We start from the raw sequence: 16,227 nt of genomic DNA, 5'->3' as shown, positions 1-16,227 counted from the left end.
CTGTAAGTCATCTGTCAAGTTAAGGCACGGGTGTCCCGGGCACGCTCGCGAGAGCGTGCAAGTTCGTGCGCTCCAGGATGTTCTGTGCGCACCGTGCCTCTCGGGGCTCTGTTGTAATCACGGGCGTGTCGTAGTCTGGAGTCGTTCGTCGAGGAACCTCGTTCATGTTCGAGCGTCGTTTCGCTGTGGATATCATCCTGGTGTGTGTTCTCTGGTACTGCAAGTATGGGATAAGCTACCGGGATCTGGCGGAGATGATGCAGGACGCGGCGTGGACTTGGGTCCGTCCACGATCATGCGCTGGGTTCATCGCTACGCGCCTGAGCTTGAGAAGCGGGTCCGCTGGTACCCGGGGTACCGTGCGACCTCGTGGCGAGTGCACGAGAAGTATGTGAAGGTGGGTGGCCCGCGCGAGGCTCTCAGACAATGAAGATGGCCGTCGCTACGATGAAGGGGTTCGAGGTGATGCGGATGATCCGCCGAGGACATTGCCTCACCTGTAAGCCGCATGTCAAAGACGAGGTGCGCTTCGTAAACAAGCTGTTCAACATCTTCGTTATCGCTGCCTGACGTAAACCGCGTAACGGACGAAGTGCAACTAACAAAGATAATGCAACGGGCCCGCAATGAGCCTGGCGACTTGCGGATCAACAGGATCTCCGTCGGGCCCCAAGTCTCGCTAGTTACTCGAAATAAGTTGAGGCTTCCACTGACTGCCCCATTCCGACGGCCTTTGACCCATTACGAAGTGCAGGGTTCCTCCAGCCTGGATCTGCTCCCATGTGATGACCGGAATGTCCAGTGGCTTTCCGTTAAGCGTCGCAGACTGGATGTAGACATTCTGCGCTGAATTGTTGCTCGCCTCCACGCGAAATGTCTTTCCGCTCGCCAGGCGCAGTGATATCTGTTCATACATCGGACTTCCGATCATGTACTCGCCGTTCGCCGGGTTCACTGGATAGAAACCCATCGCGGTAAACAAAAGCCATGCCGACATCTGGCCGCAATCGTCATCGCCATCCAGACCGCCCGGACTCGCCTCATATTCCTTCGCGGCAATCTTGCGCACCATCGCTTGGGTCTTCCACGGCTGGCCGCCGAAGTCGTACAGATAGCCGTAGTGGTGACTCGGTTCGTTGCTGTGCACGTTGTGGCCGCCGCTGAAGTGCTGGTCAAGCTTGGCGTCATAGGATTCTACACCGCCCATCAACTGAATTAGTCCTGCCTGATCGTGAAATGGCGACCACGTATAGACCCAGGCATCACCCTCCGTCCACCCGGAGACAGACCGATTTTGATTGTCATCCCTCGAACCGCCGATCGGCGCCCAGCCACCGTCCGACGTCCTCCCGTTCATCAATCCGATGGCAGGGTTATAGAGATTGCGGTCGTTCAAAGACCGTTTCAGGAAGAAGCGGTAATCCTCCGTTCGGCCGAGTGCTTCGGCAATTTGTGCAACGCACCAGTCGTCGTAACTATCCTCCAGGGTTCGCGAAGCCGCCTCGTCCGTTTTGTCCGTTGGAATAAAGCCAAGCTGCTTATAGTAGGTGAGCCCCGCGCGAGCTTCGTAGGGAGTGTGCTCTTCGCGGTCCAGCCATCGGCGAGTCGTATCTCCATCCGGCGGTGTCATGGCGTCCTTATAGACGGCCTGCCATGCCACCTGTCGATCGAAGCCCTTGAATCCCTTCCTGAAGGCTTCGGCAACGAGCGAGTCCGCATGCGTTGCAATCATGATGTTGGTGTAGCTCGGATTTGGCCACTTGGGCATCCAGCCGCCTTCTTTGAAATTCTGCAGGAGGGCGGTGATCATCCCGTCAATGCGCTCTGGGGCTAGCAGAGTCAGCATGCTGTTCTCGGCGCGGAAAGTGTCCCAGATAGAGTAGGCGGTATAACTCTCTCCAGCGTGAATGGTGTCGTCGAAGGCGCTGTAGTAGTGCCCGTATTCAGAGAAGATTCGCGGATACAGCAGCGTGTGATATACCGCCGTGTAGAGTCTGGTCTTGTCCTCATCCGTCGCTCCGCTGAGCTGAATTCGCGATAATTTCTCGTTCCACTTTGCGCGAAGATTGTCCTGCACGGCTTGGAAATTCCATCCGGATAGCTCGTGTTCGAGATTCGCGCGGGCCTGCTCGATGCTGACGAACGACGTACCAACACGCACCTGGATCGTCTGCCCGGGTTTGAACTCCGCGTACGCCCCGCGACTCAATTCTGCTTTGGCGTCGTCCATGCCGTACGTCTTCATGTTCAAAGGCGCCTGCTCAAACTGGACCACGAAGTAGCCTCTGAACTTCGGCAGCACAAACGGTCCGAGATGCGCATCCATCCGATGTGGGTTAAAGCCAGTAATCTCGCGTGTTTCAGGATTGATCGACGCCATCCCTGAAATTCCAGGGCGCGAGGCTTCGACGATGACGCGAGCCTCTGCGGTCTTTGGAAAAGTAAGCCGCAAAATCGAGCAGCGCTCAGTAGCCGTCATCTCCACCTGGATCGTTCCGTCTGCTCCGGCATCCAGCGAAACACCGTAGTAATCCGGCCGCGCATTCTCGGAGCGATGGCTGTAGGGAAGTTTGCGTAACTCTGGCGTAGTACGCAGTTCGCCGACTTGCGGGATAACCGTCACGTAGCCGTAATCTCCCATCCAGATCGCGGGCTGATGCGTGCCGATGAACCCCGAGATCGTCGTGTCACCGTAGTTGTACGATGTGACGCTGATCTTGTTCTGTCGCGTCTGCGGTGTCCAACTCGTCATGCCGAACGGCGTCGTCACAAAAGGCATGGTGCCGCCGTACCCAAGAGCACTACGTTGCGTTCCGATCAAAGTATTCACATATGACGCCGCATCGTTTTGGGCGGCTAGACCCGAGAATGGACACACCGTGAGGACGATGAGACCGACTGCAAACCTGTTCATGATGGAGAATTGTATCTTGCACGTATACGCTGGCGCCAAGCTCCCAGATTACTCCTGGGAATCGCAATTACTCTCGTCAGCGACCCTTGGATCACGACAAAACCGACTTGAACGAAGCCGCTGTGAGTGCGGCGTACGCATGCGCGTGTGGTTAAGCCAGCCTTTTGATGGCGCTGAGCTACCTGCTCTTCCGTGCCAGTGCCGCCACCATGCTCGAGGTCGCTCGCGACCCGAAGCATCTCGTTGCCGACATTGGACTGCTCAGCATGCTGCATACCTGGGGACAGAACCTCCAGCATCATCCCCACGTCCACTGCGTCGTGCCGGCCGGTGGTCTCTCCCTCGATGGTTCCAGATGGGTCGCAGCCGCGTCACGCTTCTTCCTGCCTGTCCGGGTTCTCAGCCGCGTCTTTCGCGGCAAGTTCACCGCGGAACTCAAGCAACTTATGGTCCAGGACAAGCTGCAGGTTCATGGCTCACTCAAGGAACTCGCAGCACCGGAACGCTTCCAGCGTTTCCTCAGGCAGCTCTTCTCCAAGGACTGGGTCGTCTATGCCAAGCCACCGTTCGGCGGCGCCGAACACGTCCTCAACTACCTGGCCCGCTACACCCACCGCGTGGCGATCTCCAACCATCGCCTGGTCAGCTTCAAGGACGATAGCGTCTCCTTTCGATGGAAGGACTACGCAGCCGGCAGCAAGCAAAAGGTCAAGACCGTTTCAGCCAACGAGTTCCTACGACGCTTCCTCATCCACGTTCTGCCCAAGGGGGCCTCGTTCGCATCCGTCACTTCGGCATTTTCGCCAACCGTAAACCGTCCGTATCGTTGCTGCGTTGCCGCTTCCTGCTCAAGGGCGCTGCGCCACCACAACAGCCTCCTCCAACAGCTCAGATCGAGTGTCCGCTCTGCTCAGAGTCCAGCTCGTCGTCGAACGGATCACCAGCCCTCAGCTCCCCTCTGCACCGACCAACATCTCACCGTCCACGCCCCGCCTCGATAGCTCTTAATCCACCATGACGGACGCCCCTCTCAACCCGGTCGACCCAAGCCGTGCTCAAGCACGCAACGCATCCTCGCGCTCACTCGAACCGAAACGGCCCCACAACCGCCCGGCTTTAGTTGCCGAACGGACCCTTTCTGTCGTCACGTCTCAACACCCCCTGCGTTCGAGACCTTGCCGACCCCAGGAAAAGACGCTGTCCGAGCCGGAATTGTCCATTCAAATTCCACAGCAGCTCACCGCATCCGCCGCGCCAACGGCTTCCTTCAAACGGCCCTATCAAAACTGCCCCGACAGACTGCGTTGCAGCTCCCGGTTTCGTGCAGGGGCAGCCCTGATAGGGGCCTAACGTTTTTCATTACCTATCTTACGTCTGTCTCGGGATCGACAATTGCAGCGCGTCATCCTCCTTCTAGTGGATGTGAGCTCACAATGGAGCTGAGGTTGATGACGCTACCACGGCACCATCGGGCTCACCCAGACCCAGCATCAAGCAAAGTCACCATGAAGATTGATCGCTCAACTTTTCCGAACTATGACGACACCACTCAAGTGCGCGCCTATGAACTTAAGGGCGACATTCTCGTTGTCGCAGTTACTCCGGAGCCGGTCATGAAGGAGAAGTTACGATTTCTAGGCTTGGATGTCCATGTCGAAAGGATTGTCGCAGCAATCACCGAACCAGATGGCCAGGTACGAAGTCTTGGCACTATTCCGAACCGGATGGAGTCGATACGCAAGCTCATCAAGAAGCTTGGCCCAGTGGAGAAGTTGCGGGTCTGCTATGAACCGGGCCGACTGGCTATGTTCTTTACTGGCAGTTGGCGGACTTAGGTGTGCAGTGCGAGGTGATCGCCCCGTGCAGCATGGAGTTATCAACGCCCTCCTGCCATCTGGGCTGGTCTGCGCAAACGACAACAGAGCGCGTCGGAAGGGGCTAATGAGATTGCATGGAAGGCACAACACCGACTACATAAGCGATACGTGAGACTGTCAGCCGCGGGTAAAGACAAGAGGAAGATCGTCACAGCGGTGGGCCGCGAACTGCTGGGCTTCATCTGGGCCATAGGAATCAAAGCGGAAGCGACTGTCATGCAGCGAATAGCAGCGTGAGAAGAAGCAAGAACCTCCCTGAAAAGAAAAAACAAAAGCGAACCCACTGGTGAACATCGTCGTCCAAATCGAGCACAGAGCCAGCAGCAGATGGGGCAAGCACGAAGGAGAATCCTCGTTTGGCCTATGCGACAGGCTCAGCCGGACTCGCGACAAAAGTCAGAGGCAGCTCCCGACGGATCAAGATTATGCGATTCCGACCCGCGAATATCAGACTGATCAATCGTCGCTGAAAACGGCCCCGACTGCTGCTCGCTCTGTCCTCGAACAACGACGAAAACAACAACAAGAACAAACCCATCGATCGCATAGGTTGACACGGTCACTCCATATCAGCCCTTTGAAACGCATATGTCGTCTACGGGCTGACATGCCCCGGACACCGAAGCCGCGGGAATCCCTCAACGCTCCTTCCAGGTCAGTGCGTTCGGCACGTAGGCCGCCACCACTCACCCGACTGCTGCAGCGTGACGGTGATCGGCGCCGCCTTGGGCGGCGGCGGGTGCCCAGGGTCGGCTGGCTCATGCTCGAGAGTTCCTTTCGCCTCGATCCTCCCTGGTCCCCACACACCGGTGAGTCTCACGTAAGGAGAACCAGGCGCCTTCATCGCGCTGAAGGTTCCAGGCTTGCTGCGGGTGAAGCTGCTGATATCGATCGATCTGCCTATCGTGTTCAACGACAGATGCTTGTCCATATCCCCCTCCACACGGATCATCAGCCGCTCGCCCGACGGCGTGCAGAGATGTCCATCCCCGTCCAGGTGGGTGGTGAGGGTTGGGTGGGAGCCGGTATCCACAGGGCTCAAGGAAAGATGGAGCTGGTAGGTTCCTTCCGGCGCCGTGAAGCTTCCTGCTCCCGACCACCAGGGCGCAGCATGGAATGAGCCTCCAGTGAAATGGGCCCACGGAACCCAAAACTCAGGGGCAGCAAGGTATGCGAACCCGACAACGACCAGAATTAAAAATAAGACATGGCGGGCTCGCAATTTGCATGATTAAAAACAAGACATCGCGGGCTCGCAACTGCGGGCTCTTTTGCGGTAATCCGGAAGAGGCGTTGGACATAATACCTTCTCTGAGCGACACCATAACACTGCCATCGCGCCACCGCGAAGTGGAATCGAACTCTCAAAGCTCAAGCCAGGTGAGTGCGCTGAGCATGCAAACAGATAGACTGCCCAGAAATATCTGTCGTGGCACATCTCGTTAGATGGGCCCAAGAAGTTGGCATGGAGTCTCGGAATCTGTCTCACCCAGCTTCCGACGAGGACTTCTCGCCAGCCGAGAGGCTCTGCCATGCCCGTCTCAAATCTTTGCACCAGAGCCCCATTTCTAGCTCTGTTATCGGATACGAAAGACAATCCCAGCACCTAACCGGAGGTTGTTCTGTCGGTCGCCCACAGCGTTCGGAAGCTGCGTATACAGGTAATCGGCCTGCAATACCCGTACAGCAACACGATGTGAAAGAGACAAGTCCAATCCCCCTCCTGTTGAGAAGGCAAAAGAGTTCGCGGTCGACGAGGAGGTCGTCATCGTGGGGAAGTAGCCGTCGAAGCCATGCGCCTCACCGAATAGCACCTGCGCGAAGCTGGAGAGCCTGTGGCCTGACCGGTGAGTAACGCGTGGCCCAAAGAGGTATGTGATCCGACCGACACCATCCGCGCTTGAATTGATGTTGTTTGCGTGGGCACCGCCCACCTCGGCAACGGCGCTGAGCCAACCAAGGAAGTGAAGATTTACCTCCGCCCGGCCACCTGACATATAAAAGCAACTGCACCCGCCCGGCGGCGCATTTGCCCTGATGGCGTTGTAGCTCACAGCGAACTCCAGTGGCGCGGCCTGGCGTCGTGACTGGGCACAGACCTTGATCGTATCCCCGCCCGCAACCAGGAGAAAAGTTGCAAGAGCCAGGGACTGAATTATCGATCTGGATGAAAGATGTCTATGCACGCGCTCTCCTATTTCAAGATCAATGTCACCGTGGTGGCATGTTGTATCGAACCGCTGGTGCCCGTCACGGTAAGGATGTAAGTCTTTGTTGCGCTGTGGCCGGCGAATCCACCAGAACCGCAACCTGTCAAACAATGATTCCACCGACGAGCATGACGGCCAAAAGGACTTGGAGTGCGAGAGGGCGTATGCGCTTTCTTTTGAACCAGGGCATAAGAAGCACCGCAAAGGCTATCGCAGCGCCGCCTTCACCGACTCTCGATCTGTCGAATCTGCGAAACGGACTTGATGAGGTTGCCGCGAAGCTATTGGAAACAGCCACTGTTAGCGTCGAACTGGCTGCATTGCCGTTCGGTGTGACCGACGCCGGGGAGAAGGTGCCCGTAACACCAGTTGGCAGTCCAGAGATCGAAAGATTGATCGCACTTGGAAACGAACCATTTGCGGGTGCCAGTGCGATGGTGTATTGGCCCGAGGCTCCGCGAGCGATGGTCTGTGGACTGTTCGTAGCAGTAATTGAAAAGTCGGGGACAAGGGCAGCGACGCCGGAGCCCGAGAGCTGAGCGGTGTGAGGAGAGCCGGAGGCGTTGTCCGCCACTGAGACGAACGCCGCATAGGTGGTGCTTGAAGATGGTGTAAACACCACAGAGATACTGCATGTTGCACTGGCCGCTAGGGAAGTGCCGCAGGTGGTTGTGAGCGTGAACGCGCTTGCACCGGTGCCCGCGATGGTGATCCCGGTGATCGCCAAGCTTGCGTTGCCAGGATTGGAGAGTTGCGCGACCAACGCCGACGCGGAAGAGCCGACGGTCGTGTTGGGGAAAGATAGGCTGGTGGGACTCAGAACCGCCTGCGGGCTTGCGGGTGCTACTCCGGTACCGGTGAGCGCAGCAGTTTGAGGAGAACCACTGGCGTTGTCCGCAACCGAGATGGAGGCGGAGTAGGCACCCACGACGTCCGGCGAAAACGACACCGTGATGGTGCAGGCCGAGCCCGCGGCCAACGAACCTCCGCAGTTATTCGTCTGAGCAAACTTCGTCGCATTCGATCCGATCACGGTGATACCGGCGATAGTAAGCGCCGCGGTTCCGGGATTTGAGAGTGTGATCCCTTGCGTAGCACTTGTCGTGCCCGTGATTGTGTTGCCAAATGCAAGGCTGGTCGGACTCAGAACCGCCTGCGGCGCAGCGGGCGCAACGCCCGTGCCGGTCAATGAGGCGATCTGGGGGGATCCACTAGCATTGTCCGCAATCGAGATCGACGCTGAGTACCCGCCAGCTACATCGGGAGAAAAGGTAACCGTGATGACGCAACTTGCGCCTGCTGCCAGCGATGTGCCACAGGTGTTGGTCTGGGCAAACTTGGTAGTGTTCGTGCCAGTGACGCTGAGGCCCGTCAATGTCAATGCGCTCGTACCAGGGTTCGAGAGGGTGATCGACTGCGAGGCACTTGTAGAACCGGTAGTTACATCGCCGAAGCTAAGGCTTGTTGGACTAAGTACCGCTTGCGGCGCGCCAACCCCTGTCCCAGTTCCCGTCAGTGGAATCGTTTGTGTTGGATTTGGGACACCATTCAGTGAATCGTCTGTTAGCTGGATCGACCCCGTGTCGAGACCTACTGCTATTGGACTGAAGCTGACTGCAATGCTGCAGGCGCTGCTTGCTGCCAATGTCCCCGGAGTGGTAGAGGTCGGCGTCAGAAGGGCGCAGGCGCCGCTTCCACTGCTGCCCAGGACGAAGCCTGAAGAGATGCTGGGGTTATTCCCGGTAGCAGAGACTGGGAAGGTGAGGGGCGCTGTGCCGATATTTGACACGGTGACTGCCTGTGGGCTGTCGCTGCTGGTTGCGCCTACTGCTGTCGATGCGAAGCTCAGGCTTGGCGGGTCGGCGAGGTCGATTTTTTCTACCAGACCCGTGGCGGAGGCGATGTAGAGATTTCCCTGCCCATCAAGTGCAACGGCGGTGAAGAAGTCGCCTTGAGGCTTGCTCAAGAGGACGCTCTCCGCGTATCCGGTGGCCGTAGGACTTTCTTTGAGAATGCCTTTGTTCTGGTCCGCGATGTAGACGGCCCGGTGCCGTCAACGGCAACCGCAGAGGTCGTGGCGGCAAGTGCGACAGTGCTCTGGGTATAGCCGCCGGCGGAGAGTGTCTCCTTCACAACGCTGCCTGTGTCCTGATCGGTGAGATAGACATTGCCGACGCTATCTACGGACATTGCCGCAATATTGCCAATCGTGGCTACTGCGCTCTCTGTATACGTCTCTCCCGAGAGCGTTTCTTTGACTATGCTTCCGCCGTTTGAGAGGGAGATATAGACGTTTCCACTTGGATCCACTGCAACGTATGCGGTCCCCCGATAGGCGTTCATGACCGGAACGACGGTCTGTATAAATCCACTGCCGGAAGGAGTCTCCTTGAAAACCTGGTTGGTGCCCGGATCGGGAAAGTAGACGCTTCCGCCGCCATCGACCGCCACGGAAAAGGAGTTGAACAGGCCGCTGTCCACGCCTGTCTCCGCGTAGCTGCTGCCCGTCGGCTTTTCCTCCAATATCTGATGATTGCCGGTGTCAGCGAGGTAAAGGTTACCGCTGTCATCTACATCGAGACTCAAGATGGGACTGGTGCGCGTCAGCAGGGTAGTGACCTTGTCGGGCAAAAAGGTGATCTGCGGCCCGACTCCCTGGCCATAGAGATACGCGGTCGCGATGCGCTTCCCGGATGCATCGGTCAGTACCGTTGCTCCTACTCGATTGCCTGTGTATTTTGGCGAGAAGACCACGTCGACCGTACAGGTATCGCCAGCGGAGTAGAGCTTGCTGCTTCCGTTGGTGGTGCAGGTGCCTGTGCCCGCATCTGCGAAGTCCTGTCCTGCCTCGCCTTTGGTGAATACCGACGAGCCGCCGACGCTGCCGGCGCTGTCAAAGCTAAACGTCAGCGTGCCCTTGAGGCTGGAGCTTCCGGTCGAAGTTCGAAAGAAATCGACACCCCCAGGTTGAATGCTGAGGGAAGGGTTGCCGGATATGTCCGAGGCAAATATGTTGCCGTTGCCATCGACCGCGATGGTGGGTGTCGTTACGGAAGTCAGGACTACACTCTGGGTATAGGCACCGGCGTTGAGTGTCTCCATGAGGATGCGATTGTTGCCAAAATCGGCGATGTACAGGTTTCCGCTCTGATCTACCGCAACCGCGAGTGGGTCGCTCAATCCTGTGCCGACAGTCGTCTGCGTGTAGTTGCTCCCCGAAGGCGTTTCTTTATAGACAGTGCTGCTCCCCGCATCAACGATGTAGACATTCCCGCTGTTATCGACAGCCAGGCCGTATGTCGCGGAGAAGCCACTGCCGATGGTGCTCTGTGCATACGTCCCGCCGGAGAGAGTCTCTTTTAAGACGCGGTTGGCGGAGTCCGCGATGTAGACATTGCCGCTCATATCGACAGCGATACCCCGAGGTGCGTTTAGCCCAGTCCCAACGGTGGTTTGCGTTCCATATCCACTTGCTGTCAGGGGCACCTTGACGACGCGGTTATTGCCGAAATCAGCGATGTAGACGTTGCCGCTGTTGTCCACTACGACGCCCCGCGCGTCGCTAAGGCCACTGCCTATCGGCGTCTCGGAATACGGAAGTTGCCGGATGCTCTGCTTCAAACCAATGGCGCTATTACTCACTGTGTAAAGGTTTCCATTCGCATCGACCCCCAGGTAGCCCTGCTGCCCTCCCGTGACCAGCGTGACTCCGTGCACCAGGTGTGCGGTCTGCGAGTTCGCGACACCCGCCACAGCCAAGACCGCGAGGCTGAGCAACACTCTTAGAGAAAAGAGCGACGGGGAGATAGGGGGATAGTGGTTCGAATAAGCTACAAAGACGGCATTCTTCATTGAGGGTCCGCCAGGAGTACGCAAAGCGTTCTCGGTAGTTGGTAAACAGGAAACCGTGTAGAGTCATTGATCCTGTTGCGTTGAGAAGGCTGTCTGTCCTAATAACATCGAGGTGAGGACGCAGAGGATTCCACTCGAGCGCGAACCGATCTGCCGCTTTGTTCACGTCAAAACAACTGTAGGCATGAAGCAAACTAGACACATAGTAAAAATCCGACATTCAAGAAAAAGAGATGGAGCGTAGTATTCGGGATATGATCGACGAATCATAGAACCACTGTGGTCCGATTTCGCTCATCAGATTCCACGCCGCGCAGTTGTTGATTGTTGCAAAGGGCTCGGTATGGAAAGCGAGGGCATTCATGCACACACTTCATTCGTCATTGCCGTGTCCCGAATTGAAGACTTACGTACGCGCCTACGCCCAGCGAGAGTTCGACCTTACAAGTGCGGAGGTTGTGCAGCCTATGCCCGCTTGTCTCGAGCAAATCATCGAATTTGAATTTGGCAATTTCCCAATCGTTGAATTCGGCGACGGGAGCCTCCACCAGACTCACCAGATTGTTGTGGTTGGTCCAAGTGCGTATCGCCGCGCTAACATTCGCCTTCGTGGTGGGCTCCAGTCGTTCGCCATCTTCTTTCAACCGATGGCATTCTGGCAGCTCTTCGGCATACCGGTGAGAGAGCTCGCAAACCAACACTATGATTGTTGCGACGTGATCGGGACCGATATTCATCAACTTTGGAATGAGATGGCGAACAACGCTTCTTTCGATAAACGGGTGAAACTCGTGGAAGCGTTTCTTCTCAAAAAGGCTCGACGTTCCATCGAAAACACTCCGATCATGAGTGCCGCGCTCTATATGTTCGCGCAAAATGGGAAGACTCGAATCGATCACATTGCCAATCGCACTTCATTGAGTGTTCGTCAGTTCGAACGGCGTTTCTCTAGCGAAATTGGAATGAGTCCTAAGCTTTTCGCCAGAGTCTCTCGATTCCAGATGGTGCTTGATGCAAAGGTCAAGAGCCTCGACTCCTCATGGTTAGATTTGGCCCATAAATTTGGTTATCACGATCAAATGCACATGATTAAGGACTTTCAAGGTTTAAGTGGATTCTCCCCAGGTTCCCTGCTGGAGCAACTTGGCGACATGCGGCCACCGGCTCTCGCCGCCGCCGAAATACGACCAAACGTTCAACTCGATTAAATTTCGCGGTGTCCCTTGCGAGCTGGATTAGTAACGCTAACCTAGAGGATCGTTGGCCGGCTAAATCGAAGCCTTTCTCAACTGTGCCAACAGGCCGATTCGCTCATCGAGGAGCTGTTGTTCGTGTTCCGGGCGGATTACTGAGCGCAGAGACTGATCGGGAGCTCCTGATTGATGCGATTGTCGCCCCGGTCTACTACAGGCTCCTCCTCCGTTTCGCCCCGCTGACTGAGGCATATTGCAATCAACTGATTGATCAAGCACTTCTAGGCGTTCGCCCGAGAAGAGGGCTTCGATGATTGCCTACATGCCATTTACCGCGCCTCCTGATTGGGTGCCGTAACATCATAAGAGAACTGCCGCTTAAGATTCTTCGCAATTATGGGAAGGATTCTGACTCTTGGTTCTGTTCGATATACGAAGGCAGTGTCAACCGTCCAATCGACGCCGATGAGCGGGCTTCTTCTGCTGATGCAGCTTTCGCAAAGTAGTATTGCTCATGGGCAAAGCTCCTGACCTAAACGATGTCACCGCATTTGTCGCCGCAGCCAAGGCTGGAACTCTCAGCGGGGCAGCAAGAGATATGGGTCTCCCGACCTCGACGGTGAGCAGGGCTCTTACACGCCTCGAAGAACACGTTGGGGTGCTCCTGATTCGACGGAATCAGCGAGGGTTAGTGCTCACGGATGTCGGGTTTCTTGCCTTAGACGGCAATTTACCAAGCAATTTTGTCCGGAAAGAATTCTGCAAATAAGTCGTCGTAATAAGGCTTGAGTTGATTGAAGTCCGGCTTGATATGCCCTTTGGAATAAAGATCATATGGATTGAACTTCAGAACCCAGGGCAACATCGCGCGGTCTTGCTCGTTGCAGAGATAGTCGTAGGCGCCGTGCCGATGCCAAGCGTAAAACGAGTGATAGCGCAGCATGTACAGACTCTCCAGCGGCAGGTAATTCTTCATGACCTGATGAATGTAGCCATCGTGTCCGAAGGACATCGTCACTTTATCTAAGCCACAGTTTTCTTCGTAGATGCCCAATTTTGTCTGGTAATGCGAGTTTTGAGAGTCGGGGTTGGCTTGGAAATATTCTGGAAAAACGACTGCGCCAGAATATGCACAGCCTGTTGGAAAGGTATCCCCGACGACCCCCCACTGCGGTTCCCCGTAGAGGCAAAGACATTTGCCGAGATCATGCACAAATCCTGTTGCCACCATCCAGCGCGGATGACCATCTTTCCGAATCGCCTCGGAGGTTTGGAGCAAATGTTCGAGTTGCGTCAAATCGGTGTCGGGGTCGCTGTCATCGACCAAAGTGTTTAGGAATTCGGCTGCTTCCCAAATGCTCTTTTTGCCACGCGTGAGCCTGAAGTATTGATGTTCTTTATCCAACGCGTAAGCGTGAGTTTGGTAAGTGTGGTTTAGGCGGTAGAATTCGGCGACACCGGGATCGGCTTCTGCGTCATATTGGCGAAACTCCGTCTCCGATTTACCTTCCTTATATCGTCCTTCAAGGAACTCCTCCCATTCATCCACATCGGGGGATAATGGGTTCTTGTGAAGCTCGGAGATTTGCGGTGTTGAGCTCATATGGCGCTCCTCTTGGCGATCTGCCAATAAAGTTACCGCTAACTATACTCAAAATAGGGATTGTCTGGCAAGATATTTCTGCAACGAACTGCCTCTGCAGGCGGGAGAGGCATCGATTCCTGGCGGTTTTCGGGCATCGTTGCGATTCATTGTGAACGAATCACCATTCACAGATACGACACATGTACCCCGTAGGCAGACCAGTCCGGTCTCTTGGCCGCCAATCGAGAAAACAAATCTTCGAATCAAACTTATTGAGCCGTACGCGGCCATAGCTTACCAGCGCTTTATATGTCCCTCAGGGACTCTTGACGTCCATCCACACGGAACAGACAGTCGATCTGCTGGAATGTTCTGCACCGGTGGACGGCCTCTACCCGCTGCAGTTTGTTCCAACTGAAAACGCGGAAGGCGACGAAAAGCTATTCGGCAGAGTATGGTCGTATGCCGGGAGGGGTGATCAACCCTTCAACCTTTCGACTGATTCGCGCCAACGTTCCGAGTAGAGTCGAATAACCGTTGCACTAACGAAACAGGCAGGTCTTCCGCCGGACGCTGATTTTGATCCAAACCGCGAGATGGATAAACCCGGATTTAAAGTTATCCATATACCTGATCAATCAGCGCAGCTCTTGTCTCTTGTTTACCGATTGCCTCAAAGAGATCCGAACCTGGTCGAAGGCCCATCCTGGGCATGTCCCGCTATTCCTATTGATCGAAACCAAACATGGTCGCACCCAGTCGATACCCGATAGCGTTGAAGCGGAGCCATTTACAAGTGAAACATTCGATGCGCTTGATAAGGAAATCCGTTCTGTTTTCTCCGATAAAGAAATGATTTTGCCGGACAAGGTGCGTGGCGACTATCAGACCCTCGAAGCGGCCGTACATGCAGGCCAGTGGCCCACCCTGGTGGAGTCGCGCGGCAAGGTGATTTTTCTGATGGATCAAAAAAACGCCGGACCTATAGACACTGCCGGCCACCCTCTACTACAAGGCCGCGTGCTATTCACAAACTCCGATCCGGGCAAGCCCGACGTCGCTTTTGTGGAAGAAAACGAAGGCAGTCCGCAGCTGATCGATCAACTCGTGCGCCAGGGTTACATCGTTCGAGCTCGCGCCGACGAAAGCACAATTGCGGCCCGCACCAACGACACCACCCGTCGTGACGCTCTCTTGCATTCCGGTGCGCAAATGATCAGTACAGATTATCCGTTGTCAGAGCCCTCGAAGTGGACTGGCTACAGCGTCGGATTTGCGGACGGTTTGCCAGCGCGTTGCAACATCATTAATGCACCGGCTACCTGCAAGAGCAGCTTGCTCGAGCCGAACGCGATGAGTGGTGGAGTGCACTCGCCGGAAAATCATCCGGTTTCCCGGAAGTTGAAATAGGCCAGCGTGTTTCCGAAGTGGAAGAACGACAGCAGGAGGGACGCGAGATGAAGCTTCTTGTAGCTCACAATATGCCCCTGTAGGCTATAGAAGCTTCATTATTTGCAACCATCAGACTTTCACGACGCTTTAGTATGCTGTTGCAGGAAGGGGCCACACTTGGCAATACGTCTCAAAGATATCGCACGCGACCTCGGGATTTCGACGGTTACGGTATCTAAGGTGCTACGTGGCAATCAAGACATAAGTGAGAAAACGCGCGCACGCGTGCTTAAGCGAATGCAGGAGTTTCACTATAAGCCCAACATGCTGGCCCGTGGCCTCGCAAGCGGTCGAACGTACACAATGGGCCTCGTAGTGCCTGATCTGGTTCATCCTTTTTTTGCAGAGTTCGCAAAATCGCTCGCCGGTGTTCTCCGCGCTTCGCATATGGCGCTGTTGCTTGCGTCTTCAGAAGAAAACCCAGAGCTTGAACAGCAAGAGATTCGAACGCTTGTCGGGCGCGGCGTAGATGCGCTGCTGATTGCTTCAAGTCAGGCACGTCTCAAAAACTTCTACGAACTTGGTGACGAGAAGACGCCATTTCTCTTATTCGACCGAAACTTTCCTTATCTCTCGGCCCACTTTGTCGGCTCTGACGACTACAAGATCGGCCGCATCGCAACCGAGCACCTGATCTCAATCGGGAAGAAGCGCATCGCTCACATAGGCGGTCGTGAGATAAGCCCTTCGCTCGAGCGCCTCAGAGGATATCGCGACACCCTTCAAAACCAGCGGATGGAGACGCGCGAAGAACTCATCGTAACGTGCAATCGTTTCGAAGAGCTGGGTGATGAGGCTGGATATCAAGCGATGCAGGATCTTCTGAAGCTGCGTAGGCGTCCAGATGCCGTGTTCTGCTACAACGATCTTACTGCGATCGGTGCGATGCAAGCGACACGTGAAGCCGGGCTCAAGACGCCGGAAGATATTGCGTTTGTCGGGTCCGGCAACCTGCGCTATGCCAAACATCTACGGATACCCTTGACTAGTGTCGACCAGCAACCGGATTTGCTCGGTGTTCGTGCAGGAGAACTCGCTCTCGAACTGACAACAAATCCTGATCTGCCTCCGAAGACAATCCTATTGGAACCAAGGTTAGTCGTACGTCAATCCACAGTGCCAAATCCTGAGCAGAAAATTTAGC

General features: G+C 55.7%; 13 protein-coding genes and 2 pseudogenes. 10 read left to right on the top strand and 5 right to left on the bottom strand.

Annotation, left to right across the window (positions count from 1 at the left end):
- Nucleotides 1-164: 164 nt before the first annotated feature.
- Nucleotides 165-406, top strand: a pseudogene (locus HDF09_RS21010) (IS6 family transposase); the annotation flags it as partial.
- A gap of 20 nt (nt 407-426) precedes the next feature.
- Nucleotides 427-570, top strand: coding sequence for a hypothetical protein (locus tag HDF09_RS19785; protein ID WP_183769198.1), 144 nt, complete (start codon nt 427-429; stop codon nt 568-570).
- Nucleotides 571-679: 109 nt separating this feature from the next.
- Here the strand turns inward: HDF09_RS19785 and HDF09_RS19780 are convergent, their stop codons facing one another.
- Nucleotides 680-2,914 carry a GH92 family glycosyl hydrolase gene (locus tag HDF09_RS19780; RefSeq protein WP_183769197.1) on the bottom strand — a complete coding sequence of 745 codons (2,235 nt, stop codon included), beginning with the start codon at nt 2,912-2,914 and terminating at the stop codon, nt 680-682.
- A 182-nt stretch (nt 2,915-3,096) separates the two neighbouring features.
- Here HDF09_RS19780 and HDF09_RS19775 point away from each other — a divergent pair.
- The 3 genes and pseudogenes from HDF09_RS19775 to HDF09_RS21005 all read left to right on the top strand — a co-directional run.
- A pseudogene (locus HDF09_RS19775) lies at nt 3,097-3,922 on the top strand (IS91 family transposase); the annotation flags it as partial.
- Nucleotides 3,923-4,419: 497 nt separating this feature from the next.
- The gene (locus tag HDF09_RS19770; RefSeq protein WP_183769195.1) at nt 4,420-4,749 is read left to right on the top strand and encodes a hypothetical protein; all 330 of its coding nucleotides are present in this window, start codon (nt 4,420-4,422) and stop codon (nt 4,747-4,749) included.
- A 150-nt stretch (nt 4,750-4,899) separates the two neighbouring features.
- Entirely contained in the window at nt 4,900-5,028 is a 129-nt protein-coding gene (locus tag HDF09_RS21005) for a hypothetical protein (protein ID WP_260181838.1), read from the top strand.
- A 418-nt stretch (nt 5,029-5,446) separates the two neighbouring features.
- Here HDF09_RS21005 and HDF09_RS19765 read toward each other — a convergent pair whose 3' ends face one another.
- From HDF09_RS19765 to HDF09_RS19755, 3 genes are all read right to left on the bottom strand, one after another.
- On the bottom strand, nt 5,447-5,833 hold the full coding sequence (locus HDF09_RS19765; protein WP_183769194.1) for a hypothetical protein: 387 nt from the start codon (nt 5,831-5,833) through the stop codon (nt 5,447-5,449).
- Nucleotides 5,834-7,104: 1,271 nt separating this feature from the next.
- On the bottom strand, nt 7,105-8,967 hold the full coding sequence (locus HDF09_RS19760; RefSeq protein WP_183769193.1) for a choice-of-anchor D domain-containing protein: 1,863 nt from the start codon (nt 8,965-8,967) through the stop codon (nt 7,105-7,107).
- Nucleotides 8,964-10,853 (bottom strand): NHL repeat-containing protein, encoded by a 1,890-nt coding sequence (locus tag HDF09_RS19755; protein ID WP_183769192.1) that lies wholly within the window; start codon nt 10,851-10,853, stop codon nt 8,964-8,966. The genes HDF09_RS19760 and HDF09_RS19755 overlap by 4 nt, the downstream gene beginning before the upstream one ends.
- Nucleotides 10,854-11,215: 362 nt before the next feature.
- Here HDF09_RS19755 and HDF09_RS19750 point away from each other — a divergent pair, with 362 nt between their 5' ends.
- From HDF09_RS19750 to HDF09_RS21420, 3 genes are all read left to right on the top strand, one after another.
- Nucleotides 11,216-12,061 carry a helix-turn-helix domain-containing protein gene (locus tag HDF09_RS19750; RefSeq protein WP_311720095.1) on the top strand — a complete coding sequence of 282 codons (846 nt, stop codon included), beginning with the start codon at nt 11,216-11,218 and terminating at the stop codon, nt 12,059-12,061.
- Nucleotides 12,062-12,069: 8 nt separating this feature from the next.
- Complete coding sequence (locus tag HDF09_RS21200; protein ID WP_311720093.1) at nt 12,070-12,360, top strand: TetR-like C-terminal domain-containing protein; 291 nt, start codon at nt 12,070-12,072, stop codon at nt 12,358-12,360.
- A 200-nt stretch (nt 12,361-12,560) separates the two neighbouring features.
- A complete protein-coding gene (locus HDF09_RS21420) occupies nt 12,561-12,815 on the top strand; it encodes a LysR family transcriptional regulator (protein WP_183769190.1) in 255 nt (84 codons plus the stop codon).
- Here the strand turns inward: HDF09_RS21420 and HDF09_RS19735 are convergent.
- A complete protein-coding gene (locus HDF09_RS19735) occupies nt 12,777-13,649 on the bottom strand; it encodes an inositol oxygenase family protein (RefSeq protein ID WP_183769189.1) in 873 nt (290 codons plus the stop codon). The genes HDF09_RS21420 and HDF09_RS19735 overlap by 39 nt on opposite strands.
- Before the next feature lie 561 nt (nt 13,650-14,210).
- Here HDF09_RS19735 and HDF09_RS19730 point away from each other — a divergent pair.
- Both HDF09_RS19730 and HDF09_RS19725 read left to right on the top strand, forming a co-directional pair.
- Nucleotides 14,211-15,041 (top strand): Ca2+-dependent phosphoinositide-specific phospholipase C, encoded by an 831-nt coding sequence (locus HDF09_RS19730; RefSeq protein ID WP_260181836.1) that lies wholly within the window; start codon nt 14,211-14,213, stop codon nt 15,039-15,041.
- A 159-nt stretch (nt 15,042-15,200) separates the two neighbouring features.
- Nucleotides 15,201-16,226, top strand: coding sequence for a LacI family DNA-binding transcriptional regulator (locus HDF09_RS19725; protein WP_183769188.1), 1,026 nt, complete (start codon nt 15,201-15,203; stop codon nt 16,224-16,226).
- The last annotated feature ends 1 nt before the right edge of the window (nt 16,227 follow it).

The sequence above is a fragment of the Edaphobacter lichenicola genome, from assembly GCF_014201315.1.
Lineage (GTDB): Bacteria > Acidobacteriota > Terriglobia > Terriglobales > Acidobacteriaceae > Edaphobacter > Edaphobacter lichenicola_B.
The sequence above is the reverse complement of the archived record's forward strand: the minus strand, read 5'-3'. Positions and strand labels throughout refer to the sequence as shown.